The organism is Pseudomonas sp. Os17, assembly GCF_001547895.1.
GTDB lineage: Bacteria > Pseudomonadota > Gammaproteobacteria > Pseudomonadales > Pseudomonadaceae > Aquipseudomonas.
Window position 1 is genome coordinate 3,038,093 of record NZ_AP014627.1, and the last position, 25,077, is coordinate 3,063,169.

Consider the following 25,077-nt stretch of genomic DNA (forward strand, 5'->3'; position numbering starts at 1 on the left):
CATCGAATCCTACCCCAACTGCAGGTCCGGAATCTGTAGTCGCCACCCTTGGCCGGACCGGACCGCCGGGGCCGGGTGCGCCTATTCGGTGACGTAGGTCTCGGGCTCGCGGACGATGGTCACATCCGATTGCACCAGCAGGAACTGATTGTCGTCGAGCTTGCGCACTCGGTCGCCAATCGCCAGGCGATAGGTGGTGACGGGTTCCGAGCCGGTCGTACCGTCCTGCGCGGGCATGGATTCCTGGAACTCGTGCACTGAATACACCCGTCCTTCGGCATCTCTTGCATGGAATTGTCCGACAAGTACTGCAGCCATCTTTAGAGCCTCTGGAGATAAAACACGCAAATTTCGCTGCTGTAGACCCGGTGGGTGCCGGGTAAGTTTTGCCGCCTGGAAAAAATAATCCACGGCCGCCGCCGGCCGGGGGGTGCGACAGGATTTATCTGAGCAAATGGCGCTCGCGGGGTAGCAGGCACCCCCCGGGCTCATCTATAACTAACACCTTCTTCACGCCAAGGGTTGGAAACTCCAATGAGCAATGTCTACAAGGTTGCAGTGCTGGTCGGCAGTCTGAGAGCGCAGTCCCTGAACCGTAAGGTCGCCCTGGCGCTGGCCGAGCTGGCCCCGGCGAACCTGCAGTTGGGCATCGTCGAGATCGGCGATCTGCCGCTCTACAACGAAGACATCGATGTGACGCCGCCGGCGACCTACACCCGCTTTCGCGAACAGATCGCGGCCGCCGATGCCGTGCTGTTCGTGACCCCTGAATACAACCGCTCGGTGCCTGCACCGTTGAAGAACGCCATCGACGTCGGTTCGCGTCCTTATGGCAAGAGTGCCTGGAGCGGCAAGCCGGGTGCGGTGATCAGCGTGTCCCCGGGGGCCATTGGCGGCTTCGGGGCCAACCACCACCTGCGCCAGTCCCTGGTGTTTCTCAATGTGCCGTGCATGCAGCAGCCGGAAGCCTACCTGGGCGGCGCCGGTGCGGCGTTCGATGATTCGGGCAAGCTGTCGGAGGCCACCCGGCCGTTCCTGCAGGGCTTCATCAACGCCTACGGCCAATGGGTCGAGCAACAGAAGAAAGCCTGAACGCCTTCCTCCCTCCACATTTCCCTGCTGTTGCAGGAGCCGGCTTGCCGGCGAGCGGGTTCCTGAGGCTCATGGAGGCCTCGGGGGCAGCTTCGCTGGCAAGCCGGTTCCTTTGCCGGTCAGCTCTTTATTCAAGATTCCTTAAATCATGTTGATTGCAGTATTGATCTTCCTGCTGACCATCACCCTGGTGATCTGGCAGCCCAAAGGCCTGGGCGTGGGCTGGAGCGCGGTGTTCGGCGCGCTCCTGGCGCTGTTCTGCGGCGTGGTGCAACTGGCCGACATCCCGGTGGTGTGGCAGATCATCTGGAACGCCACCGGCACCTTCGTCGCGCTGATCATCATCAGCCTGCTGCTGGACGAGGCCGGATTCTTCGCCTGGGCCGCCCTGCACGTGGCGCGCTGGGGACGGGGCAGGGGGCGACGCCTGTTCGCCTTCATGGTGTTGCTCGGCGCCCTGGTGTCGGCGCTGTTCGCCAACGACGGTGCGGCGCTGATCCTGACCCCCATCGTCATTTCCATGCTGCTGGCCTTGCGCTTTTCTGCCGCCACCACCCTGGCATTCGTCATGGGGGCCGGCTTCATCGCCGACACCGCGAGTCTGCCGCTGGTGGTGTCGAACCTGGTGAACATCGTCTCTGCGGACTTTTTCAAGATCGGCTTCAACCGCTATGCGGCCGTGATGCTGCCGGTCAACCTGGTCAGCGTTGCCGCGACCCTGGCGGTGCTGCTGTGGTTTTTTCGCCGGGACATCCCTGAGCAGTACGATCCGCGGCAACTGGCCGAGCCGGCCAGTGCCATCCATGACCGGGCGACCTTCATGGCCGGCTGGTGGGTGCTGCTGATCCTGCTGCTGGGCTGCTTTGCCCTGGAGCCGCTGGGGATTCCCATCAGCGCCATTTCCGCGGTCTGCGCCACCTTGCTGCTGGTGATCGCTGCGCGTGGACACAAGATCTCCACCCGCAAGGTGCTCAAGGAAGCACCCTGGCAGATCGTGATTTTTTCCCTGGGCATGTACCTGGTGGTGTACGGCTTGCGCAATGCCGGGCTGACCGGGCACCTGGCCGCCTGGCTCGACGCCTTTGCCGGCGGCGGAATCTGGGGGGCGGCCCTGGGCACCGGCTTGTTGACCGCCGGGTTGTCGTCGGTGATGAACAACCTGCCGACGGTGCTGATCGGTGCCTTGTCCATCGATGCCAGCCAAGCCACCGGGGTGGTCAAGGAGGCGATGATCTACGCCAACGTCATCGGCAGCGACCTGGGGCCGAAGATCACCCCCATCGGCAGCCTGGCCACCTTGCTCTGGCTGCATGTGCTGGAGCGCAAGGGCATTCATGTCGGCTGGGGTTATTACTTCCGGGTCGGCGTCGTGCTCACCGTGCCGGTGCTGCTGGTGACCCTGGCGGCCCTGGCGTTGCGGCTTTCCCTGGCATAGCGAAACCCCACGGCTGGAGCCGGCTTGTCGGCCAAAAGGCCCGCAAGCCTTGCGCCATTCGTGGAGAGGCTTTCGCTGGCCAGCCAGCGGCTACGCAGGTTGGTCTCTGGGCGGGAAGGGCTGGGTTACGGGGAGGTTGGGCCACAGGTCGGCCACCAGGAACAGGCGCTCGGCTTCTTCCCAGCCCCCTTCGGCCGTTTCCTCCAGTCGCACCAGCAATTGCGCCGGGGCGTGGGGGGAGAGGGCGCTCAGCCATTGCCCCAGTTCAACGGCGGTCCAGGCCTGTTCCGCCGGATAGTGAGCCGGGGCCAGCCAGGCGTGGCGGGGCAGGGGCTGCCAGCGCCCCGGGGCGCCCAGGGCCAGGTAGGCCGGCCAGTCCCGTTGATGCAGCCAGCGCCCCCGCAGGTGCTGCGGATGGGCGCCCTCGGGCGGTTCGGCGTGGCCCGGCCAGGGATAGAGCAGGTAGCCCCCCAGCCACAAGTGGGCGCGAAACTGCTGGATATCCAGCGCCGCCAGGGCCTCCCGGCTTTCATCGCGGGCGGAAATCGGCAGTTGGTGTTCGTCCAGGTGCGCCAGCTTGCGGTCCAGGCGATCGTGGCAGCCCGGCCCCAGCCATTGCGCGCTGTCGCTGCCGTTGCCCCGTTGCGGGCCCAGGTAGAGCTTGATCGCCAGTTCCAGGTGATGCACGCCTTCGCGGTCGCGCAGCAGCATGTCCAACTCGCCCAGGGTCTGGCCGCCACGGCGGATCGGCAGGTTGGCCGCCAGCAGTTCGACGCCGGGGGCGTGCTGCACGGCAAACTGCCAGAGGCGTTCGTAGTACAGGCCCAGGCGCCGTGTCTGGCTGCGGTCGAGCCAGTGGCGCAGCGCGCTGGGGTCCAGGTCCAGGCGCTGCAGCCAGTGCGCCAGCAATTGCGGCGCCTGCACCCAGTCGCTGCCGGACAGGGGATGGCGCTGCGGCCAGGGCGTGTGGCTGAGCATCGGCGGCGCGAGGATGACCCAGGCGAGGTCGCGGACTTCAGGTTGACGCAACTGGCGTGGAAGGCTGAGCAGATCCGGGAACAGGAGCATGCTGCGAGCATAGACGCAAACCCTTGCGCTTCGCGATAAATGCGTGTCGCTCGGTGCTCTCGCCGCGGTTCCTAAGCCCGCGTGGCTGAAAGGATTTTGTCTAACGCCGGGTTTCGCCCATAATCCTCCGTTTCGCCCGTACCCGAACCCCGCAGGAGCCCCATGGAGCAATTTCGCAATATCGGCATTATCGGTCGCCTGGGCAGCTCCCAGGTGCTGGACACAGTTCGCCGACTGAAGAAGTTTCTGCTGGCACGCCACCTGCACGTGATCCTCGAAGACACCATCGCCGAAGTGCTGCCGGGCCACGGCCTGCAGACCTCCTCGCGCAAGCTGTTGGGCGAGGTCTGCGACATGGTCATCGTGGTCGGCGGCGACGGCAGCCTGCTGGGCGCCGCCCGGGCCCTGGCGCGGCACAATATCCCGGTGCTGGGGATCAACCGTGGCAGCCTGGGGTTTCTCACCGACATCCGCCCCGATGAGCTGGAGGTCAAGGTCGCCGAAGTGCTGGACGGCCATTACCTGGTGGAAAACCGCTTCCTGCTGCAGGCCGAAGTCCGCCGTCACGCCGAGGCCATTGGCCAGGGCGATGCGCTGAACGACGTGGTGCTGCACCCGGGCAAGTCGACGCGGATGATCGAGTTCGAAATCTACATCGACGGCCAGTTCGTCTGCAGTCAGAAGGCTGACGGCCTGATCGTCGCCACGCCCACCGGCTCCACGGCCTATGCGCTGTCCGCCGGCGGCCCGATCATGCATCCCAAGCTGGATGCCATTGTGATTGTGCCGATGTACCCCCATACCTTGTCCGGAAGGCCGATTGTGGTCGACGGCAACAGTGAGCTGAAAATCGTCGTGTCCAAAGATATGCAGATCTATCCGCAAGTCTCCTGTGACGGGCAGAACCATTTCACCTGCGCACCGGGCGACACCATCACGGTCAGCAAGAAGGCGCAGAAACTGCGCCTGATTCACCCGCTGGACCACAACTACTACGAGGTCTGCCGGACCAAGCTTGGCTGGGGCAGCCGACTGGGCGGTGGAGGCGACTGATGCTCGATCCCGCGCGTAGCTACGACCTGATCGGTGACGTGCACGGTTGCGCCCTGACCCTGGAGCACTTGCTGGATCGGCTCGGGTACCACAAGCAGGGCGGCGTCTGGCGGCATCCGTCGCGCATGGCGGTGTTCCTCGGTGACATCATCGACCGCGGCCCGCGAATCCGTGAATCCCTGCATATCGTCCACGACATGGTCGAAGCCGGTCAGGCGCTGTGCATCATGGGCAACCATGAGTTCAACGCCCTGGGCTGGAGCACTCCGGCGGCGGCCGGCAGTGGCAAGCAGTTCGTGCGTGAACACACGCCGCGCCATGCCCGGCTGATCCACGAGACCCTGACCCAGTTCGAGCACCACCCGGGCGACTGGCACGACTTCCTCGAGTGGTTCTATGAACTGCCGCTGTTCGTCGACGCCGGGCGCTTTCGCGTGGTGCACGCCTGCTGGGATGCGGGCCTGATCGCCCCGCTGCGCCAGCAGTACCCCAACGGCTGCATCGACCGCGAGTTCCTCCAGGCCTCGGCGCTGCCCGACAGTTTTGCCAGCACCGCCTTCGATCGCCTGCTGCGCGGCACCGACATGCGCCTGCCCCACGGCCTGACCATGACCAGCGGCGACGGCCTGACCCGGGCGTTCTTCCGCACCAAATTCTGGGAAGACGACCCGCAGACCTACGGCGACATCGTCTTTCAGCCCGATGCCTTGCCCGATCCGGTGGCGCGCACGCCGTTGTCCCCGGCCGAGAAAAACAGCCTGCTGCGCTACGGCCCTGACGAACCGATGCTGTTTGTCGGCCACTACTGGCGCAGCGGCAAGCCGGCGCCGATCCGTCCCAACCTGGCGTGCCTGGACTACAGCGCCGTGCTCTACGGCAAGCTTGCCGCCTATCGCCTGGACCAGGAAACCCGCCTGGATCCGAATAAATTTGTCTGGGTCGACGTCGAGCGGCCCGAGGTGTTGCGATGAGCGCAGTAGCGGTTTTGCGTCTGCCACTGGCCACCGACCTGAGTGGCTTCGTCAAGCTGCTGCAGCGCATGCAGGTGCCCCACCGGGTCAGTGAAGAGGCCGGCGAGCAAGTGCTCTGGGTGCCCGAATCCATCAGTGAGGATGTGCGGGGCCTGTACCAGCGCTTTCCCCAGGGCGATCCCGAGCAGCAACTGGACATCCCGCAGGCGGCCTCGCCGGCGCGGGTTGGCCTGGTGCAGCAGTTGCGCCGCAGCCCGGTCACCGCGCTGATCCTGCTGCTGAGCCTGGCGGTGTGCGGCATCACCTTGCTCGGTGACAACCTGCAGACCCTCGGCTGGTTCACCTTCCTCGAGTTTCGCGTGGTGGGCGACTACATCCAGTTCAGCTCCCTGGCCGACAGCCTGGCGGCGGGGCAGTGGTGGCGCCTGGTGACGCCGATGCTGATTCACTTCGGCATCCTGCACATCGCCATGAACGGCATGTGGTACTGGGAACTGGGGCGGCGCATCGAACTGCGCCAGGGCAGCATCAACCTGCTGGGGCTGACCCTGCTGTTCAGCCTGGTTTCCAACTTCGCGCAATACTATTTCAGCGGCCCAACCCTGTTCGGTGGCCTGTCCGGGGTGCTCTACGGCCTGCTCGGGCATTGCTGGATCTATCAATTACTGTCCCCCAACCCCATCTACCGCCTGCCCCGGGGCGTGCTGGTGATGATGCTGGTGTGGCTGCTGCTGTGCCTGTCCGGGCTGGTGTCGATGATCGGCTTCGGCGAAATCGCCAACGCCGCCCATGTCGGCGGGCTGCTCATCGGTTGCCTCACCGGCTTGTTGGGTGGCCTCTACAGCCGCCATAAACTGGCCCTTTAAACGCTGGAGTCGTGTATGTCGTCCTTTGTCGAAATGATCGAAAACATCACCCCCGAGATCTACCAGAGCCTGAAGCTGGCGGTAGAGATCGGCAAATGGGCCGATGGCCGCAAGCTCACCGCCGAGCAGCGTGAACTGTCCCTGCAGGCCATGATCGCCTGGGAGATGCAGAACCTGCCCGAGGAACAGCGCACCGGCTACATGGGTCCGCAGGAATGCGCCTCGAAGTCGGCACCGGTGCCGAACATCCTGTTCAAGTCGGATGCCATCCATTGATCGAGATTGGCCGCGGTTCCATCAGCAAAATGTCGGCACGCCTGGACGGGTCGAATGTTCAGTACGCCTTTCGCCTGGGTGACAGCGAGGTGCCGGTCAACCCCCTGATCGGCACTCAGGTGCGCCTGGAGTACCTGGGGGCGATCCATTGCACCCATTGCGGACGCAAGACCAAGACCAGCTTCAGCCAGGGCTATTGCTACCCCTGCATGACCAAGCTGGCCCAGTGCGATGTGTGCATCATGAGCCCCGAACGCTGCCACTACGACGCCGGCACCTGCCGCGAGCCGTCCTGGGGCGAGCAGTTCTGCATGACCGATCACGTGGTCTACCTGGCCAACTCCTCGGGGATCAAGGTCGGCATCACCCGCGCCACCCAGTTGCCGACCCGCTGGCTCGACCAGGGCGCCAGCCAGGCGCTGCCGATCATGCGCGTGGCGACCCGCCAGCAATCGGGCTTCGTCGAGGACCTGTTCCGTTCCCAGGTGGCCGACAAGACCAACTGGCGCGCGCTGCTCAAGGGCGATGCCCAGGCCGTGGACCTGGTGGCGGTACGCGACCAGCTGTTCGCATCCTGCGCCGAGGGCCTGCTGGCGCTGCAACAGCGTTTCGGCCTGCAGGCGATCCAGCCGGTGAGTGACATCGAACCCCTGGAAATCCGTTACCCGGTCGAGCAGTACCCGAGCAAGATCGTCAGTTTCAACCTGGACAAGAATCCGATCGCCGAAGGCACGCTGCTGGGCATCAAGGGCCAGTACCTGATCTTTGATACCGGCGTGATCAACATTCGCAAATACACGGCCTATCAGCTCGCCGTGCATCAGTAGAAGGAATTCGCCATGCGCACCGAACAACCGAAGATGATTTACCTGAAGGACTATCAGGCCCCCGAGTACCTGATCGACGAGACCCACCTGACCTTCGAGTTGTTCGAGGACCACAGCCTGGTCCATGCGCAGCTGGTGATGCGTCGCAACCCCGCACGCGGCGCTGGCCTGCCACCGCTGGTGCTGGACGGCCAGCAGCTGGAGCTGCTGTCGGTGAGCCTGTCCGACCAGTTGCTGAGCGCCAGCGACTACCAGCTCGATGACAGCCACCTGACCCTGCACCCGACCAGCGCCAGCTTCACCCTGGACACCAGCGTGAAGATCCACCCGGAAAGCAACACCGCCCTGGAAGGCCTGTACAAGTCCAGCGGCATGTTCTGCACCCAGTGCGAGGCCGAGGGCTTTCGCAAGATCACCTATTACCTCGATCGCCCGGATGTGATGAGCAAGTTCACCACCACCGTGGTGGCCGAGCAGCACCGCTACCCGGTATTGCTCTCCAACGGCAACCCGATCGCCAGCGGTCCTGGTGAAGACGGCCGGCACTGGGCGACCTGGGAAGACCCGTTCATGAAGCCGGCCTACCTGTTCGCCCTGGTGGCCGGCGACCTGTGGTGCGTGGAAGACAGCTTCCGCACCCAGAGCGGGCGCGACGTGGCGCTGCGCATCTATGTCGAGCCGGAAAACATCGACAAGTGCCAGCACGCGATGAACAGCCTGAAGAAGTCCATGCGCTGGGACGAAGAAACCTACGGTCGCGAATACGACCTGGACATCTTCATGATCGTTGCGGTCAACGACTTCAACATGGGTGCCATGGAAAACAAGGGCCTGAACATCTTCAACTCCAGCGCCGTGCTGGCCCGCGCCGAAACCGCCACCGATGCCGCGCACCAGCGGGTCGAGGCGATCGTTGCCCACGAATACTTCCACAACTGGTCGGGCAACCGCGTGACCTGCCGCGACTGGTTCCAGCTGTCGCTCAAGGAAGGCTTCACCGTGTTCCGCGATGCCGGTTTCTCCGCCGACATGAACTCGCGCACCGTCAAGCGCATCCAGGACGTGGCCTACCTGCGTACCCACCAGTTCGCCGAAGACGCCGGCCCCATGGCCCATGCCGTGCGCCCGGAAAGCTTTATCGAGATTTCCAACTTCTACACCCTGACCGTGTACGAAAAGGGTTCGGAAGTAGTGGGCATGATCCACACTTTGCTCGGCGCCGAAGGCTTCCGTAAGGGCAGCGACCTGTACTTCGAGCGTCATGATGGCCAGGCGGTGACCTGCGACGACTTCGTCAAGGCCATGGAAGACGCCAACGGCGTCGACCTGAGCCAGTTCAAGCGCTGGTACAGCCAGGCCGGTACGCCACGGCTGGCGGTCAGCGAGGCCTACGACGCGGCGGCGAAAACCTACAGCCTGACCTTCCGCCAGAGCTGCCCGCAGACCCCGGACAAGGTAGAAAAGCTGCCGTTCGTGATCCCGGTGGAGCTGGGCCTGCTGGATTCCAAAGGGGCGGGCATGGCCTTGCGCCTGTCCGGCGAAAGCGCGGCCCAGGGCACGTCCCGGGTGATTTCGGTGACCGAGGCCGAGCAGACCTTCACCTTCGTCGACATCACCGAACAGCCGCTGCCTTCGCTGCTGCGCGGCTTCTCGGCGCCAGTGAAGCTGAGCTTCCCCTACAGCCGCGACCAGTTGATGTTCCTCATGCAGCACGACAGCGACGGCTTCAACCGTTGGGACGCCGGCCAGCAGTTGGCCGTGCAAGTGCTGCAAGAACTGATTGCCCAGCATCAGCAGGGTCAGGCGCTGGTGATGGACGAACGTCTGGTGACCGCCCTGGGCACCGTGCTGGCGGATGGCAGCCTGGACCAGGCCATGGTCGCGGAAATGCTGTCCCTGCCGGGCGAGGCCTACCTCACCGAAATCAGCGAAGTGGCGGATGTCGAGGCGATCCATGCGGCGCGCGAGTTTGCTCGCCAGCAACTGGCTGACAGCCTGTTCGATGCGCTGTGGAAGCGTTATCAGGCCAACCGGGCAGTGTCCAAGGCCACGGCCTACGTGGCCGAGTCCGAGCATTTCGCCCGTCGCGCGCTGCAGAACATTGCCCTGTCGTACCTGATGCTCACCCACAAGCCCGAAGTGCTGGCGGCGGCCATCGAACAGTTCGACAGCGCCGACAACATGACCGAGCGCCTGACCGCCCTGGCGGTGCTGGTCAACTCGCCATTCGAGGCCGAGAAGGCCAAGGCCCTGGCAGTGTTTGCCGAGCACTTCAAGGACAACGCCCTGGTCATGGACCAGTGGTTCAGCGTGCAGGCCGGCAGCCCGTTGCCGGGCGGCCTGGAGCGGGTCAAGGCGCTGATGCAGCACCCGGCGTTCAATCTCAAGAACCCGAACAAGGTGCGGGCGTTGGTGGGGGCCTTTGCCGGGCAGAACCTGATCAACTTCCACGCGGCCGACGGTTCCGGCTATCGCTTCCTCGCGGATCTGGTGATCCAGCTCAACGGCTTCAACCCGCAGATCGCCTCGCGGCAACTGGCGCCGCTGACCCGCTGGCGCAAGTACGACAGCGCCCGCCAGGCGCTGATGAAAGGCGAACTGGAGCGCATCCGCGCCTCCGGCGAGCTGTCCAGCGACGTGTTCGAAGTGGTCAGCAAAAGCCTCGCCTGACGGCGGCAGCGGCTACACCTGTAGCCGCTGCTGAGCCTGCGAAGCTGCGCAAAGGTCCGCAGGACCTTGCTTGGCGATCGCTGTCACACCTCTGTCGGTCTTGAGATCGATGCGTCCCTGCGACGCAGAGCCGTCCAGACCGTTCGCAACCTGCGGCAGCGGCTACAGGGGGGGCAGCGCGCTACTCAAGTCGCGGTGATAGTTCTGCGCGCCAATGGCGTGCAGGATGCCCACTCGCTCAAGCTTGGCATGCACCTTCAGGTTGGCTTCGCACAGTTTCACCACGATCCCGCGCTTGTGCAGCTGACCTATCACTTCCTCCAGGGTCTGCAGCCCGGTGATATCCATGAACGGCACATGCTTGAGGCGGATGATCAGCAGCCTGGGATCGCTGTGGGTCTGGGCCAGGGCCCGTTCAAAGGTTTCGGCAGCGCCAAAGAACAGGGGGCCTTCGATGGTATAGATCAGCACCCCGGCAGGCAGGTGCCCGCGTCCTTTGCCGCGCAATTCGTTCTCCAGATCCTCTCCCACGACCTGCTGCACCTCCACCGAGGAGGCCATGCGCCGCAGGAAATGCAGCATCGCCAGGATCACCCCGATATTCACCGCGATCACCAGGTCGCTGAACACCGTGAGCACAAAGGTGCACAGCAGGATCGCCACGTCCGCTCGCGGCGCGCGCTGCAGCATGCGCTTGAAGTGGTGCAGTTCGCTCATGTTGTAGGCCACCACGAACAGGATCGCGGCCAGGGCGCACAGCGGGATATTGGCCGCCAGCGGGGCGAGAAACAGGATGATCAGCGTCAGCACCCCGGCATGGACGATGCCGGCCAGGGGGCTGGTGGCGCCGTTGCGGATGTTGGTGGCGGTGCGGGCGATGGCACCGGTGGCAGCAAAACCGCCAAACAGCGGCGTGGCCAGGTTGGCAATGCCCTGGCCGATCAGTTCCTGGTTGGAATCGTGCCGGGTGCCGGCCATGCCGTCGGCCACCACCGCCGACAGCAGCGACTCGATGGCCCCGAGCATGGCGATGGCGAAGGCCGGGCCAATCAGGTCCAGCACCCGCGGCAGGCTGATCTGTGGCAGTTGCAGGCTCGGCAAACCCTGGGGAATGCCGCCAAAGGCGCTGCCGATGGTGGCCACGCCGTCGAACTGGAACAGCGACTGCAGGGCGGTGGCCAGGGTCATGGCCACAAGCGGCGCGGGCAGGCGCTTGAGCCCGGGGATCTTCGGTACCCACAGCAACAGTCCGAGGCTGAGCAGGGCCAGCAGGGTGGTGGCCGGGTGCAGCCCGGGCAGGGACTGCAACAGGTGCCAGAGCTTTTGGTGAAAATGCTCGCCCTGGGCCGCGGGCAAGCCGAAGAAGTCCTTCCACTGGCTGACCCAGATGATCACCCCGATGCCGGCGGTGAAACCGAGAATCACCGGGTCGGGGATGAATTTGATCAGGGCGCCGAGGCGGCTGATGCCCAGCAGGAACAGGATGATGCCGGCCATCATGGTTGCCAGTTGCAGGCCGTCGACCCCGTACTGGGCGGTGACCCCGGCGAGAATCACGATAAAGGCCCCGGTGGGACCGGCGATCTGCAAGCGGCTGCCACCGAACAGCGACACCAGCAGGCCGCCGACGATGGCGGTGTAGATCCCCTGTTCGGGCTTGACCCCGGAGGCGATGGCGAAGGCCATGGCCAGGGGCAGGGCCACCACGCCGACAATCACCCCGGACACCAGGTTGCGGGCCCAGTGGGCGCGGCCCAGCAGCCCGGCTTTCCACGCCTCGCGTATGGCAATCATGCTGCACTCCTCAAGCTCGTCCGGCTGGCGCCCCATGCCGCTCATCATAGTCAACGGCGGGTGCGGGGGATGCATGCGCTGGATCAGTCTTTGGTCGAGTGACGGCAGGCCCGGGCCAAGCCGTCAGTCGCAGCAGCGAAAGCTTCGTCGCGGTCCGTGGCCTCGATCCGTGGCACCCAGCGGCATCGATCAGCCCAGCGAATGCCCGAGTATTCAGGGGCCTGACCAGGCGCGTTGATTAACAAAAGATAACGTGGCGTTGATTGTCAGACCTTTCCAAAGCCCGATAGGATAGCTCGCAGCCAAAGGGGCTCTAGATTGCAGGTTTCAGGACGATCGTCAGGGTCGATCCAGGCCAGGCAAACCCCGGAAGGCGCCCTGAGAGGTCAAGTGACCTGACAATAATAAATGGGGGAATGGTCTATGAGTGAGCCTGTCATGGGCGTGGTTGTTGGCCGCCCGCCGGCGCTGCGCACGTTCGCACTGCTGGCTACAGCGCTCTCGCTGTTGGGTGTCGTGACGCTGTCGACACAGGTCCTGGCCGCTGCCTCCGCAGCGGATACGGTCTTTTCCATCGAATCGCCCAAAGCGGCGAAAAGCCTGATGCTCGATGTGGTCCACGCCGGCAAGCGCCTGGTGGCCGTGGGGGATCGCGGGCACATTCTCTATTCCGACGATCAGGGGGCGTCCTGGGTCCAGGCCAAGGTGCCAACCCGGCAGCTGCTGACGGCGGTGTACTTCGTCGACGACCAGCATGGTTGGGCGGTGGGCCACGATGCCCAGGTCCTGGCCAGCACCGACGGCGGTGTCACCTGGACCCAGCAGTTCCAGGACCTCAAGCGTGAAGCGCCGTTGCTCGATGTCTGGTTCAAGGACACCCGCAACGGCTTTGCCGTGGGGGCCTACGGCGCCTTGCTGGAAACCACCGACGGCGGCCAGCACTGGGAGGACGCCAGCGATCGCCTGGACAACGAAGATCAGTACCACCTCAACGCCATCGCCGAGGTCAAGGACGCCGGCCTGTTCATCGTCGGCGAGCAGGGCAGCATGTTCCGCTCGGCCGATGGCGGGCAGACCTGGGAACGCCTCGAAGGCCCCTATGAAGGCTCGCTGTTCGGCGTGATCGGCACCGGCCAGCCGGCGACGCTGCTGGTCTATGGCCTGCGCGGCAATCTCTATCGCTCCACGGATTTCGGCGGCACCTGGGAGCAGGTGGAGCTGAAGGCGGCCCGTGGCGCCCTGGAGTTCGGTCTCTCGGGCGCCACCTTGCTGGACGACGGCTCGCTGGTGATCGTCGGCAACGGCGGCAGCGTGATCCGCAGCACCGATCACGGCCAGACGTTCAGCGTGTTCAACCGCCAGGACCGCCTCTCGTTGTCGGCGGTGACCGCCGCGGGCAATGGCAACCTGATCCTGGCCGGGCAGGGCGGGGTGCGGGTTTCTGCGGCAAGCGGCGCTGAACTCGGCAAGTAGGCCGGGCACATAATAAGAAGGTGGGGAATTCCATGAGCAGTCATCACCAGGACAAGGCGAACTTTCTCGAACGCCTGATTTTCAACAACCGCCCGGCAGTGATCTTTATCTGCCTCTTGGTCAGCGCTTTCCTGTTCTGGCAGGCGACCCTGATCCGCCCGTCCACCAGTTTCGAAAAGATGATCCCGCTCAAGCACCCGTTCATCGAACGGATGATGGAGCACCGCAACGACCTGGCCAACCTGGGCAACACCGTGCGCATCTCGGTGGAAGCCCGCGACGGCGACATCTTCACCAAGGACTACATGGAGACGCTGAGGCAGATCAACGACGAGGTGTTCTACATCTCCGGCGTCGACCGCTCCGGGCTCAAGTCGCTGTGGAGCCCCAGCGTGCGCTGGACCGAGGTGACCGAAGAGGGCTTTGCCGGCGGCGAGGTGATCCCCCAGAGCTACAACGGCTCGGCCGAGAGCCTCGACAAATTGCGCAACAACGTCCTCAAGTCCGGCCAGGTCGGGCGTTTGGTGGCCAACGATTTCAAATCCAGCATCGTCGACATCCCGTTGCTGGAGTCCTACCCGGACCCACAGGACCAGGGCAAGCTGCTGGCCCTGGACTATCAGAAGTTCTCCCACCAGCTGGAAGAAAAGATCCGCGACAAGTTCGAGGCGCAGAACCCCAATGTGAAGATCCACATTGTCGGCTTCGCCAAGAAGGTCGGCGACCTGATCGATGGCCTGATCATGGTGGTGATGTTCTTCGGCGTGGCCTTCATCATCACCCTGGTGCTGCTGTACTGGTTCACCTGGTGCATCCGCAGCACCATCGCGGTGTTGATCACCACCCTGGTGGCGGTGGTCTGGCAACTGGGGTTGATGCACGCCTTCGGCTTCGGTCTGGACCCTTACTCGATGCTGGTGCCGTTCCTGATCTTCGCCATCGGCATTTCCCACGGGGTGCAGAAGATCAACGGCATCGCCCTGCAGTCCAGTGATGCCGACAACGCCCTGACCGCGGCCCGGCGGACTTTCCGCCAACTGTTCCTGCCGGGGATGATCGCGATCCTCGCCGACGCCGTGGGCTTCATCACCCTGCTGATCATCGACATCGGGGTGATCCGCGAGCTGGCCATCGGTGCCTCCATCGGTGTGGCGGTGATCGTGTTCACCAACCTGATCCTGCTGCCAGTGGCGATTTCCTACGTCGGCATCAGCAAGCGCGCCATCGAGCGCAGCAAGAAGGACGCTTCTCGCGAGCATCCGTTCTGGCGCCTGCTGTCGAACTTCGCCAGCCCCAAGGTTGCGCCGATCTCCGTGGCCCTGGCCCTGGTGGCCTTTGGCGGCGGCCTCTGGTACAGCCAGAACCTGAAGATCGGCGACCTCGACCAGGGCGCTCCGGAACTGCGTCCCGACTCGCGCTACAACAAGGACAACAACTTCATCATCAGCAACTACTCCACCAGTTCCGACGTGTTGGTGGTGATGGTCAAGACCGCGGCCGAAGGCTGTTCGCGCTATGAGGCCATGGCGCCGATCGACGAGCTGATGTGGAAGATGCAGAACACCGAGGGCGTGCAGTCGGCGATCTCCCTGGTGACCGTGTCCAAGCAGATGATCAAGGGCATGAACGAGGGCAACCTGAAATGGGAAACCCTGTCGCGCAACCCTGACGTGCTGAACAACTCCATTGCCCGGGCCGACGGCCTGTACAACAACAACTGTTCCCTGGCGCCGGTGCTGGTGTTCCTCAACGACCACAAGGCCGCGACCCTGGATCGCGCGGTGCATGCCGTGCAGGAGTTCGCCGCGCAGCACAACAGGGACGGCCTGGAGTTCATCCTCGCCGCCGGCAACGCCGGGATCGAGGCGGCCACCAACGAGGTGATCAAGGAGTCCGAGCTGACCATCCTGATCCTGGTGTACATCTGCGTGGCCGGTATGTGCATGATCACTTTCCGCTCCTGGGCGGCGACCCTGTGCATCGTCCTGCCGCTGGTGCTGACCTCGGTGCTGGGCAATGCGCTGATGGCCTTCATGGGCATCGGGGTCAAGGTGGCGACCTTGCCGGTGGTGGCGCTGGGGGTGGGCATCGGTGTCGACTACGGCATCTATATCTACAGTCGCCTGGAAAGCTTCCTGCGCGCCGGCCTGCCGTTGCAGGAGGCCTACTACCAGACCCTGCGCTCCACCGGCAAGGCGGTGCTGTTCACCGGTCTGTGCCTGGCCATCGGCGTGTGCACCTGGATCTTCTCGGCCATCAAGTTCCAGGCCGACATGGGCCTGATGCTGACCTTCATGCTGCTGTGGAACATGTTCGGCGCCCTGTGGCTGCTGCCGGCCCTGGCGCGGTTCCTGATCAAGCCGGAAAAGCTCGCCGGGCAGAAGGGCAACTCACTGTTCGCTCACTGATCCAGGCGTTTTGAACACCAAGCCGCGCCCTCGGGTGCGGCTTTTTCATGCCCGCTCCAGGGCATCGACAGGCTGGCGCCGCACAGCATTTCCAAGTCCTTGCGCCAGCGCCCGCTTGCCGCACCGACGGCAAGCGATGATTGCGCGCAATACGGGCCCGATCCCAGGGCGCCGATCAGCTATGATTGCGCCTTTCCAATTGATGATTGATCGCTATGACCGCTGCTACCGACACCTTGCTCACCGCCCTTGAAGCCTGCGACATGCTGGAAATCGACGGCCTGCACGCCTTCGACTTCACCCTCGACGAGCAGCGCCTGCTGATCGAGTGCATGGATGGTCGCGCCGCCAAGCGCTGGAGCTTCACCCTGGCCCAGGTGCAGGCCGCGACCTTCGACCAGGAACTGCAGAGCTGGACCCTGGCCGACGATGCCGGCGAGCACCGCCTGGTGTGCATGAGTGCGTTCAGTGCCCGCGACGAAGAGGAGGGTGAACATGAAGATGCGTAATTTCTGGCCGCTGCTGATGGCCGGCAGTGTTGGCGCCATGGCGGTCCAGGCGGCTCCCGCGGACAGCCAGGAGTTGCTCGTGGGCTCCTACACCCAGGGCCAGAGCCAGGGCCTGTATCGCCTGCATTTCAACGAGCGCACCGGGCAGATCGATGCCAAGCCGCTGCAAGTGGTGAAGAGCTCCAACCCGTCCTGGCTGACCCTGTCCAAGGACCTGAAATTCGTCTTCGCGGTGAATGAAAACAGCCCGGGTCAGACCGACCCCATCGGTCGTGTCAGCAGCTACAGCCTGGCGCCCAAGACCCATCAACTGAGCCTGATCAACCAGGTGCAGAGCCAGGGCAACGAGCCTACGCACTCCAGCCTGAGCGCTGACGGCAACTACCTGTTCGTCAGCAACTATTCGGTGGACGTGGACCCGGGCGGCAGCCTGGCGGTGGTGCCGGTCAGTGCCGACGGTCATCTGTCGCCGGTGGTGCAACTCACCAGCCATCCGGCCAGCCGGGTCGACCCCGAACGCCAGCAGTCGGCCCACGTGCATTCCTCGGTGTCATCCCCGGATGGCCGGTTTGTGTTCGCCAACGACCTGGGCGCGGACAGGATCTTCGTCTACCGCTATGACCCCAAGGCCAACCCGGAACATCCGCTGACGCCCGCCGAACCGGCCTTTGTCCAGCTGCCCCCGGGCAGCGGCCCGCGCCATCTGCTGTTCAGTGCCGATGGCAAGCGTGCCTACCTGACCCTGGAGATGAGCGCCCAGGTGGCGGTCTTCGACTATCAGGACGGCAAGCTGACCCAGCGTCAGCTGGTCGACCTGGCGGCCAGTGGCAACAAGGAGAAAAAGTCCGCGGCGGCCTTGCACGCTTCCAAGGACGGTCAGTACCTCTATGTCAGCAACCGTGGCACCGCCAACCAGTTGCTGGTGTTCGCCATCGATCAGAGCAATGGCCAGCTCAAGGAGATCCAGCGCCGCTCCGTGGAAGGCGATCACCCACGTGAGTTCAGCCTCGATCCGAGCAACCGCTACGTGCTGATCGGCAACCAGAAGAGCAACGAAATCGTGGTGATCGAACGTGACGCCAAGACCGGTTTCCTTGGCAAGACCGTGCAGAAACTGCCTTTCGAAGCCCCCAGCGACATCAAGTTCCTGGTGCGTCAATAAGCCGCAGGCCCCGTGTTCCGGGGCCTGACTGCTTCTATCAATGACGCTGATAATCGCTACTGCTGCAAAGCATTTTTTCCCGCCAACCCTCGGGAGTAAGTTTGCTCCACGGCCCACAAGGGCCAGTCAGCCAACTGAATCCGAGGGTTAAACCGATGAACTTCAATCTCTTCTCCGTGATCGCCGCCTCCGCCATTTCCGCCAGCGTGGCCCTGCCAGCCAGCGCCAACGTGGAAATCAGCCAGAAGAAATCCGGCACCAACACCTACACCCAGAAGTACCTGCAACAAAGCGCCCACTTCTACGCCGCCCTGGACCACAAGAGCCACGGCTGATCGGGTCGCTTCACGCCTATGCGGGCGAGCCGGCTGGCAGGTCCAGCGTGCCCCGTAGCCACTGAGTTCCTCATAGCCTTTGCGCCCAAGCCTGACTGGTTGGCCGACCTTATGAGCGACAGGGTCTGCTCCAGGTCATAGGCGAAGGCGCAAGGGGAAAGGTTGGTCCGGTGTTGGTCAGCCGTCGATCAATCTCGCGGAGCCTGGACAGTCGAACGTCCAATACGGGCGAGAAAAATGCCGATATCCCGATTGGACCGCAGACAAACCACGCGGCAAGCCGATGGCGCTGTTGCCACAAGTTGCTGCATCTTTTCTCGCGCCGATTTTTTCGTCCGCCACATGAATCTAAAAAACGCCGGCAGGTTCGCCAGCAGTTCGGGGCAGTTTTCCGGCAAGTCGGGTCGAGACTGACCGCGTTGCAGCAGCGTTCTGCGCAGTACGCGCAAGAATCGAAGCGTCGCCGAACGATCAATCCATATCAAAAGATCTGCACGGGCCACGCGGTTGTGCCAGGTGACCGAATGGCCACCTTCGAAAATCCAGCGATCTTGAGCCTCTACATCGAGACAAAGCCGCGTCTTTTCGTCCGGGCTGCGTTCGATCCACCCTGGCTGCCAGTGGATGGTGTCGATGTGCACGACCGGCAAGCCCGTGCGCCGACCCAGCTCACGCGCCAAGGTGCTTTTGCCTGACCCAGGTTGACCAATAATCATCACCCGTTGCATCGAAGCTCCTTCTCGCTATGCACGCTGTTTTTTGGGGCGGGCGATTCTACGTCAATGCTGACCTCGGTCAACCACGGACGGCCAGCACGACCGGCCGCAAGCGGCCCTTGCTCTGTCAGGCTTGCGGTGCACCCAAGGCTTCGACGACTTCGTCTATGAAGTGCCTGAGCTTGGCGCAGGGGCGACGGTCGAAGGGGTAGATCAGATTGACGGGATACGTGGGCCCTTCGAACTCCTCGAAGAGTACGACCAGTTCACCCCGTTGCACGTAGGGCATCAGGACATCCTCGACGCAGAGCGTGATGCCGAAATCCGACAGTGCGGCGTTCACCTTGGCCTGGGTGTTATTGACTTTCAGTCGACTCGTGATGGGGATGGTGAACGTCTGCCTGTTTTGGGTGAATCGCCAGAGTTTGTCCGTCATTCGATCGGAGAAGAGATAGCCCAGGCAATCATGGTCCACGAGCTGTTCGGGATGGAGCGGGGTCCCTTTGCGCGACAGATAAGCGGGGGATGCGCAAGCAAACATCCTGAAAGGTCTCAAGCCGCGTTGAACCAAGGTCGCGCTGTCGGCCAGCTGGGGTTTGCCCAGCCGGAACACGACTTCGTATCCCTCTTCCACGATGTTCACGAACCTGTCCGTCAACTCCAGCTCGATTTCCGTTTCCGGGTAACGCGTCAGGTATTGGGTCAGGAACGGGATGAGTCTGTGGGAACCATAATTGTAGGGCGCGCTGATTCTGATTTTGCCGCGGGGAGTCGAGTTTGCTGACTGCGCCAGTTCATCGGCGTCTTCAACGTCACTGAGGATAGCCTTGCAGCGCGAGTAATATTCCCTGCCCACGGCGGTCAAGCTTTGGCGGCGGGTGGTTCGGGTGATCAGCTTGATTCCTAGCTGAGATTCCAGATTGCCGACCTGCTTGGCTATCAGCTGTGGCGTCACGCCTAACACCGCAGCCGCTGCCGAGAAGGAGTCTGCCTCCGCTGCTGCAACGAACGCCGCCATGCTTTTCAGCTTATCCATATCTACAACCTTTGGTTGTCAATGTTATTTGATATTGAACATTTATCTTCAAGATCTTCATGCTTAGCATTTCGTGGGTCAATAAAAAGAAGCGCAGCGCGCTTTACGCAATGGAGGGTATGCAATGGTGAACATTTCCCACGAAACGGCAGAGGATACGCAGCGCAGACTGTTGCACGTAATGACCGAAGCGCGTGTCCGGTTCTTCCCCGGCACTTACGCGTTTCTGGAGTTTCCTTTGTCGTCGTTTCCTGGTGCCGCACGCCCTGATGCACTGGCGCTCGTAAGAGATGACAAGGTATGGAGTCAGCTAGTCCCCTGTGCGGACGTCGAGCAAGAGCTGTTCGCGGTCTTCCGGTTTCATTTTCCCGACGGCGCCGACAACAGCGGGTTCGTTGGCTGGTTGGCAATGCGCCTGAAGCAGAGGTTTGGGACCGGTGTTTTTGTGACCTGTGGCCAGCATCGAGAGGAGGGCGGGATCTTTGATTATTGGGGCGTCCCGGCGAGCCTGGGGGCAGATGTCTTCGCAGAGATCCAGGCCTTGGTGGATGGCCAAGTGGACGGTGAGGAGGGCGTTTCCCTGTAGCGGCTCCGTTCGTCAGAGCCAGAGCCGGGGTCGGCGACCTTTCGCTCGGGGCCTTCTCCCCTAGGGGGCTTGTTGGGCGGTGTTCCACTTGCCGGCAAACAGGCCCCCAAGGCATGTGCCGCCAGTGATGACGCAAATGGGTGGTGCGTTTACGACGCAATCCGCATGCGTGGCAAATTTTGCTTGGTAGTATCACATAGCCATATGTTTAAATTTGACGCTGAATTATTGACTCTTTCCCGAGCAAGGATCGATAGCATGGTAATGCGTCTGGCTGTGGTGCTGCTGTTGCTCTATTCCACTCCCATCCTGTCTTCTGCGCAGCCTGTCGAAGGTGAGCCGGAAACTTCCCGCGAGCGCCTGGCCAGCCTGTTGCAGGACTGAAGCGCTTTTTAGCAGGGGCTCTCAGGGTAGAAGGTGCGGGCCCCGTGATGGGGCCCGCCGTGAGGGCTTCAGCCCTTGGTCGAACCGCGCTTGACCAGCTTCATCACCACCACGAAGAACACCGGGACGAAGATCACCGCCAGGGTCGCGGTGATCATGCCGCCGATCACCCCGGTGCCGATGGCTTGCTGGCTGGCGGAGCTGGCGCCGGTGGCGATGGCCAGGGGCACCACGCCGAGGATGAAGGCCAGGGAGGTCATGACGATCGGCCGCAGGCGCAGGCGCGCGGCTTGCACCGTGGCGTCGATCAGGTCGTGGCCTTCGTCGTACAGGCTCTTGGCGAACTCGATGATCAGGATCGCGTTCTTCGCCGACAGGCCGATGATGGTGATCAGGCCGACCTTGAAGAACACGTCGTTGGGCATCCCGCGCACGCTCACCGCCAGCACCGCGCCCAGCACCCCCAGGGGCACCACCAGCAGCACCGAGGTCGGAATCGACCAGCTTTCATACAGCGCCGCCAGGCACAGGAACACGATCAGCAGCGACAGCCCCAGCAACAGCGGCGCCTGACTGCCCGAGAGGCGTTCCTGCAGCGACAGGCCGGTCCACTCCAGGCCCAGGCCGGCGGGCAACTGGCTCACCAGCCGCTCGATTTCCTGCATGGCTTCACCGGTGCTGTGGCCCGGAGCCGGCTCGCCGGAGATGGCGATGGCCGGGTAGCCGTTGTAGCGGGTCAGCTGGGCCGGGCCCAGGGTCCAGCTGGCGCGGACGAAGGCTGACAGCGGCACCATCTTGCCGGCGCTGTTGCGCACCTGCATCCGCAGCAGGTCCTCGACCTGGCTGCGCTGGTCGCCTTCGGCCTGGACCACCACCCGCTGCATCCGTCCCTGGTTGGGGAAGTCGTTGATGTAGGCCGAGCCCAGGGCCGTGGACAGCAGGTTGCCGATATCGGCGAAGGACACGCCCAGGGCATTGGCCTGCTTGCGGTCCACTTCCAGTTGCACCTGGGGCGCTTCGGCCAGGGCGCTTTCGCGGACGTTGGCCAGGATCGGGCTCTTTTCCGTGGCCGCCAGCAGCTCGGTCCGGGCCTGCATCAGCGCGGCATGGCCGACGCCACCCCGATCCTGCAGACGGAACTCGAAGCCGCTGGAGGTGCCCAGGCCGTCGATCGGTGGCGGCAGCACGGCGTAGACCACGGCGTCCTTGATTGCGCTCAGCGCCGCGTTGGCCCGGTCGGCGATGGCCATGGCCGAGTCGTCGCTGCCCCGTTGCGACCAGTCCTTGAGGGTGGTGAAGGCCAACGCCGCGTTCTGTCCGCTACCGGAGAAGCTGAAGCCGAGGATGACGGTGCTGTCGCCCACGCCCGGCTCGCCGGCGTTGTGCGTTTCGATCTGCTCCACCACCTTGACCGTGCGGTTCTGGCTGGCGCCGGGCGGCAGCTGGATATCGGTGATGGTGTAGCCCTGATCCTCCACCGGCAGGAAGGAGGAGGGCAGGCGACTGAACAGCAGCGCCATGATCGCCAGCAGCGCGACGTAGATCAGCAGGTAGCGGCCAGTGCGCTTGAGGGCGTAGCTCACGCCGCCCTCGTAGCTGTTGCTCAGGCGTTCGAAGCGCCGGTTGAACCAGCCGAAGAAGCCCTTGCGCTCATGGTGCTCGCCGGCAGCGATGGGCTTGAGCAGGGTGGCGCACAGGGCCGGAGTCAGGGTCAGGGCGAGGAACGCCGAGAACAGGATCGAGGTGGCCATGGACAGGGAGAACTGCTGATAGATCACCCCCACCGAGCCCGGCATGAAGGCCATGGGAATGAACACCGCCACCAGCACCAGGGTGATGCCGATGATGGCTCCGGTGATCTGCTTCATCGCCTTGCGCGTGGCGTCCTTGGGCGACAGGCCCTCGGTGGCCATGATCCGCTCGACGTTCTCCACCACCACGATGGCGTCGTCCACCAGGATGCCGATGGCCAGCACCATGCCGAACATGGTCAGCACGTTGATGGAGAACCCCAGGGCCAGCATGGTGGCGAAGGTGCCCATCAGCGCCACCGGCACCACCAGGGTCGGGATCAGGGTGTAGCGGATGTTCTGCAGGAACAGGAACATCACCAGGAACACCAGGGCCATGGCTTCGAGCAGGGTGTAGATCACCTTGGTGATCGAAACCTTGACGAACGGCGAGGTGTCGTAGGGGATCTTGTATTCCACTCCCGCCGGGAAGTAGCGCGACAGCTCGTCCATCTTGGCGCGGATCAGGGTCGCGGTGCTCAGGGCGTTGGCCCCGGGCGACAGCTGCACACCGACCGCGGTGGACGGCTTGCCGTTCAGGCGAGTGCCGAACTGGTATTCCTGGCTACCCACTTCCACCCGCGCCACATCGCCGATGCGCACCGTGGAGCCGTCCGGGTTGGCCCGCAGCACGATGTCGGCGAACTCCTCGGGGGTGGTCAGCTGGCCCTTGACCAGAATGGTCGCGGTGATTTCCTGGCTGGACGGGTTGGGCAGGTCGCCGATGCTGCCGGCCGGGACCTGGGCGTTCTGCGCCGCGACCGCGGCATTGACGTCCGCCGGGGTGAGGTTGAAACCGACCAGTTTCTGCGGGTCGACCCAGATGCGCATGGCCCGTTCGGCGCCGTACAGCTGGGCCTTGCCGACGCCGTCCACGCGACGGATCTCGTTCATCACGTTGCGCGCCAGGTAGTCGCTGAGGCCGACATTGCTCAGGCGCCCGTCGTTGGAGGTCAGGGTGATCAGCAGCAGGAAGCCGGCGGACACCTTCTCCACCTGCAGGCCTTGCTGGGTCACGGCCTGGGGCAGACGTGGCTCCACCGCCTTGAGGCGGTTCTGCACATCGACCTGGGCCAGCTCCGGATTGGTGCCGGGCTGGAAGGTCGCGGTGATGGTGGCGCTGCCCAGGCTGCTCTGGGAGGAGAAGTACAGCAGGTGATCGGCGCCGTTGAGCTCCTGCTCGATCAGGCTGACCACCGATTCGTCCAGGGTCTGCGCCGAGGCGCCGGGATAGACGGCGTAGATCTCGATCTGCGGCGGCGCCACGTTGGGGTACTGCGCCACCGGCAACTGGGGAATGGCCAGGGCGCCACCCAGGAGGATGAAAAAGGCGACCACCCAGGCAAAGACCGGGCGGTCAATAAAGAATTGCGGCATGTCGTACTACCTACTGGCCAGCGGGCTGGGCGAGTGCAAGGGGAGTGGTGTCGATCTGCACCGGCTCGCCGGGACGGGCGTGCTGCAAGCCTTCGACAATGACTCGGTCACCGGGCTTGAGGCCCTCGGTGACGATCCAGCGGTCTTTCTGCACCCCGCCCAGTTGCACCGGGTGCTGCACCACGCGGTTCTCGGCATCTACCAGCAGCACCTGGGCGATACCGGCACTGTCACGCTGGATAGCCCGTTGCGGCACGCTGATGCCTTGCTGGTTGACGGCCTGTTCCAGGCGCACGCGCACGAAGCTGCCCGGCAGCAGGTCGAGGTCCGGATTGGGGAACTCGCTGCGCAGGATGATCTGCCCGGTGCCCGGGTCGACGCTGATATCGGCGAACAGCAGCTTGCCCGGCAACGGGTAGAGGCTGCCGTCGTCCTGGATCAGGGTGGCCTTGGCCTGGTCCTTGCCAACCTGCTGCAACTGCCCGGCGCGCAAGGCCCGGCGCAGCTCGTTGAGCTCGCGGGTGGATTGGGTCAGGTCGGCGTGGATCGGGTTCAACTGCTGGATCAGTGCCATGGGGGTGGATTCGTTCTGGCCCACCAGGGCGCCCTCGGTGACCAGGGCCCGGCCGACCCGTCCGGAAATCGGTGCGGTGACGGTGGCGAAGTCCAGGTTGAGCTTGGCGCGCTTGACCGCGGCCTGATTGGCCGCCACTTCGGCGTCGGCCTGGCGCCGGGTCGCCCGGGCGTTGTCGTATTCCTGGCCGCTGATGGCCTGGTCGGCGATCAGCTTGGCAAAGCGCTGTTCCTGCAGGCGCGCCTGGAAGGCGCTGGCCTCGGCCTTGCGCAGGTTGGCCCGGGCGCTGTCCAGGTCGGCCTGGAAGGGCGCCGGATCGATGCGGAACAGCACATCGCCCTGCTTGACGTCCGAGCCCTCGCGGAAGGTCTGCTGCAACACCACGCCGGCCACCCGGGCGCGCACTTCGGCGCTGCGCGGCGCAGCGATGCGTCCGCTCAGTTCGCTGGTGATGGACAGGGCCTGGCTCTGCACCGTCTCGATCCGCACGGTGGCGGTTGGTGGTGCCTGTTCGCCTTCGGTCTTGCTGCAGGCGCTCAACGCCGTCGCCAGAACCAGCAGGCAGAGTGGCGCGAGGAGTTTATTCGACATGCTGATACCCCAATAATGACCTCGGCATGCTAAGGGCATGGGTCAAGGCCCGCTGTGAAGCTGTGTAGGTGCTGTGTGAAAAAG

Annotated in this window: 22 protein-coding genes; 15 read left to right on the forward strand and 7 right to left on the reverse strand. The window is 63.8% G+C overall.

Annotated elements, in window-relative coordinates:
* Positions 1–81 precede the first annotated feature (81 nt).
* A complete protein-coding gene (locus tag POS17_RS13755) occupies positions 82–318 on the reverse strand; it encodes a hypothetical protein (RefSeq protein ID WP_060839066.1) in 237 nt (78 codons plus the stop codon).
* Positions 319–534: 216 nt separating this feature from the next.
* Between POS17_RS13755 and POS17_RS13760 the strand changes: the two genes are divergently transcribed.
* Together POS17_RS13760 and POS17_RS13765 are read left to right on the forward strand one after the other, a co-directional pair.
* Positions 535–1,092, forward strand: a complete 558-nt coding sequence (locus POS17_RS13760; protein ID WP_060839067.1) for an NADPH-dependent FMN reductase — start codon at positions 535–537, stop codon at positions 1,090–1,092.
* 148 nt (positions 1,093–1,240) lie between these two features.
* Entirely contained in the window at positions 1,241–2,527 is a 1,287-nt protein-coding gene (locus tag POS17_RS13765; protein ID WP_060839068.1) for an arsenic transporter, read from the forward strand.
* Between the two features lie 90 nt (positions 2,528–2,617).
* Here the strand turns inward: POS17_RS13765 and POS17_RS13770 are convergent, their stop codons facing one another.
* Positions 2,618–3,595 (reverse strand): DUF1853 family protein, encoded by a 978-nt coding sequence (locus tag POS17_RS13770; protein WP_173655896.1) that lies wholly within the window; start codon positions 3,593–3,595, stop codon positions 2,618–2,620.
* Positions 3,596–3,757: 162 nt separating this feature from the next.
* Between POS17_RS13770 and POS17_RS13775 the strand changes: the two genes are divergently transcribed.
* From POS17_RS13775 to pepN, 6 genes are read left to right on the forward strand one after another with little or no spacing between them, the layout of a single operon-like run.
* Positions 3,758–4,648, forward strand: a complete 891-nt coding sequence (locus POS17_RS13775) for an NAD(+) kinase (RefSeq protein ID WP_007920913.1) — start codon at positions 3,758–3,760, stop codon at positions 4,646–4,648.
* Positions 4,645–5,619 (forward strand): metallophosphoesterase, encoded by a 975-nt coding sequence (locus tag POS17_RS13780; RefSeq protein ID WP_173655942.1) that lies wholly within the window; start codon positions 4,645–4,647, stop codon positions 5,617–5,619. The genes POS17_RS13775 and POS17_RS13780 overlap by 4 nt, the downstream gene beginning before the upstream one ends.
* Positions 5,616–6,485 carry a rhomboid family intramembrane serine protease gene (locus POS17_RS13785; RefSeq protein WP_060839070.1) on the forward strand — a complete coding sequence of 290 codons (870 nt, stop codon included), beginning with the start codon at positions 5,616–5,618 and terminating at the stop codon, positions 6,483–6,485. Before POS17_RS13780 ends, POS17_RS13785 begins: the two co-directional genes overlap by 4 nt.
* A 15-nt stretch (positions 6,486–6,500) precedes the next feature.
* Positions 6,501–6,761: a YeaC family protein gene (locus POS17_RS13790; RefSeq protein ID WP_060839071.1), complete on the forward strand. Its 261-nt coding sequence runs from the start codon at positions 6,501–6,503 to the stop codon at positions 6,759–6,761.
* Positions 6,758–7,588, forward strand: a complete 831-nt coding sequence (locus POS17_RS13795) for a DUF2797 domain-containing protein (RefSeq protein WP_060839072.1) — start codon at positions 6,758–6,760, stop codon at positions 7,586–7,588. The genes POS17_RS13790 and POS17_RS13795 overlap by 4 nt, the downstream gene beginning before the upstream one ends.
* A gap of 12 nt (positions 7,589–7,600) precedes the next feature.
* Positions 7,601–10,258, forward strand: a complete 2,658-nt coding sequence (gene pepN / locus POS17_RS13800) for an aminopeptidase N (protein ID WP_060839073.1) — start codon at positions 7,601–7,603, stop codon at positions 10,256–10,258.
* Positions 10,259–10,420: 162 nt separating this feature from the next.
* On the opposite strand, the gene POS17_RS13805 is transcribed toward pepN, so the two are convergent.
* Positions 10,421–12,052 carry a SulP family inorganic anion transporter gene (locus tag POS17_RS13805; protein ID WP_060839074.1) on the reverse strand — a complete coding sequence of 544 codons (1,632 nt, stop codon included), beginning with the start codon at positions 12,050–12,052 and terminating at the stop codon, positions 10,421–10,423.
* Positions 12,053–12,475: 423 nt separating this feature from the next.
* On the opposite strand from POS17_RS13805, the gene POS17_RS13810 reads away from it, so the two are divergent.
* The 5 genes from POS17_RS13810 (at position 12,476) to POS17_RS13830 (ending at position 17,939) form a co-directional block, all read left to right on the forward strand.
* Positions 12,476–13,525 carry a WD40/YVTN/BNR-like repeat-containing protein gene (locus POS17_RS13810; protein ID WP_060839075.1) on the forward strand — a complete coding sequence of 350 codons (1,050 nt, stop codon included), beginning with the start codon at positions 12,476–12,478 and terminating at the stop codon, positions 13,523–13,525.
* 32 nt (positions 13,526–13,557) lie between these two features.
* The gene (locus tag POS17_RS13815; protein WP_060839076.1) at positions 13,558–15,933 is read left to right on the forward strand and encodes an efflux RND transporter permease subunit; all 2,376 of its coding nucleotides are present in this window, start codon (positions 13,558–13,560) and stop codon (positions 15,931–15,933) included.
* Positions 15,934–16,148: 215 nt separating this feature from the next.
* The gene (locus POS17_RS13820; RefSeq protein ID WP_060839077.1) at positions 16,149–16,442 is read left to right on the forward strand and encodes a DUF5629 family protein; all 294 of its coding nucleotides are present in this window, start codon (positions 16,149–16,151) and stop codon (positions 16,440–16,442) included.
* Complete coding sequence (locus tag POS17_RS13825) at positions 16,429–17,604, forward strand: lactonase family protein (protein WP_060839078.1); 1,176 nt, start codon at positions 16,429–16,431, stop codon at positions 17,602–17,604. The genes POS17_RS13820 and POS17_RS13825 overlap by 14 nt, the downstream gene beginning before the upstream one ends.
* A gap of 155 nt (positions 17,605–17,759) precedes the next feature.
* The gene (locus POS17_RS13830; protein WP_060839079.1) at positions 17,760–17,939 is read left to right on the forward strand and encodes a hypothetical protein; all 180 of its coding nucleotides are present in this window, start codon (positions 17,760–17,762) and stop codon (positions 17,937–17,939) included.
* Between the two features lie 188 nt (positions 17,940–18,127).
* Here POS17_RS13830 and POS17_RS13835 read toward each other — a convergent pair whose 3' ends face one another.
* Positions 18,128–18,667 carry an AAA family ATPase gene (locus POS17_RS13835; protein WP_060839080.1) on the reverse strand — a complete coding sequence of 180 codons (540 nt, stop codon included), beginning with the start codon at positions 18,665–18,667 and terminating at the stop codon, positions 18,128–18,130.
* Positions 18,668–18,782: 115 nt separating this feature from the next.
* On the reverse strand, positions 18,783–19,691 hold the full coding sequence (locus POS17_RS13840; protein WP_060839081.1) for a LysR family transcriptional regulator: 909 nt from the start codon (positions 19,689–19,691) through the stop codon (positions 18,783–18,785).
* Positions 19,692–19,815: 124 nt separating this feature from the next.
* Here POS17_RS13840 and POS17_RS13845 point away from each other — a divergent pair, with 124 nt between their 5' ends.
* Positions 19,816–20,277 (forward strand): DUF6196 family protein, encoded by a 462-nt coding sequence (locus POS17_RS13845; protein WP_060839082.1) that lies wholly within the window; start codon positions 19,816–19,818, stop codon positions 20,275–20,277.
* Positions 20,278–20,535: 258 nt separating this feature from the next.
* Positions 20,536–20,661 (forward strand): hypothetical protein, encoded by a 126-nt coding sequence (locus tag POS17_RS32440; RefSeq protein WP_258230278.1) that lies wholly within the window; start codon positions 20,536–20,538, stop codon positions 20,659–20,661.
* 68 nt (positions 20,662–20,729) lie between these two features.
* Here POS17_RS32440 and POS17_RS13850 read toward each other — a convergent pair whose 3' ends face one another.
* Together POS17_RS13850 and POS17_RS13855 are read right to left on the reverse strand one after the other, a co-directional pair.
* Positions 20,730–23,828, reverse strand: coding sequence for an efflux RND transporter permease subunit (locus tag POS17_RS13850; RefSeq protein ID WP_060839083.1), 3,099 nt, complete (start codon positions 23,826–23,828; stop codon positions 20,730–20,732).
* A gap of 10 nt (positions 23,829–23,838) precedes the next feature.
* The gene (locus POS17_RS13855) at positions 23,839–24,993 is read right to left on the reverse strand and encodes an efflux RND transporter periplasmic adaptor subunit (protein WP_060839084.1); all 1,155 of its coding nucleotides are present in this window, start codon (positions 24,991–24,993) and stop codon (positions 23,839–23,841) included.
* Positions 24,994–25,077 lie beyond the last annotated feature (84 nt).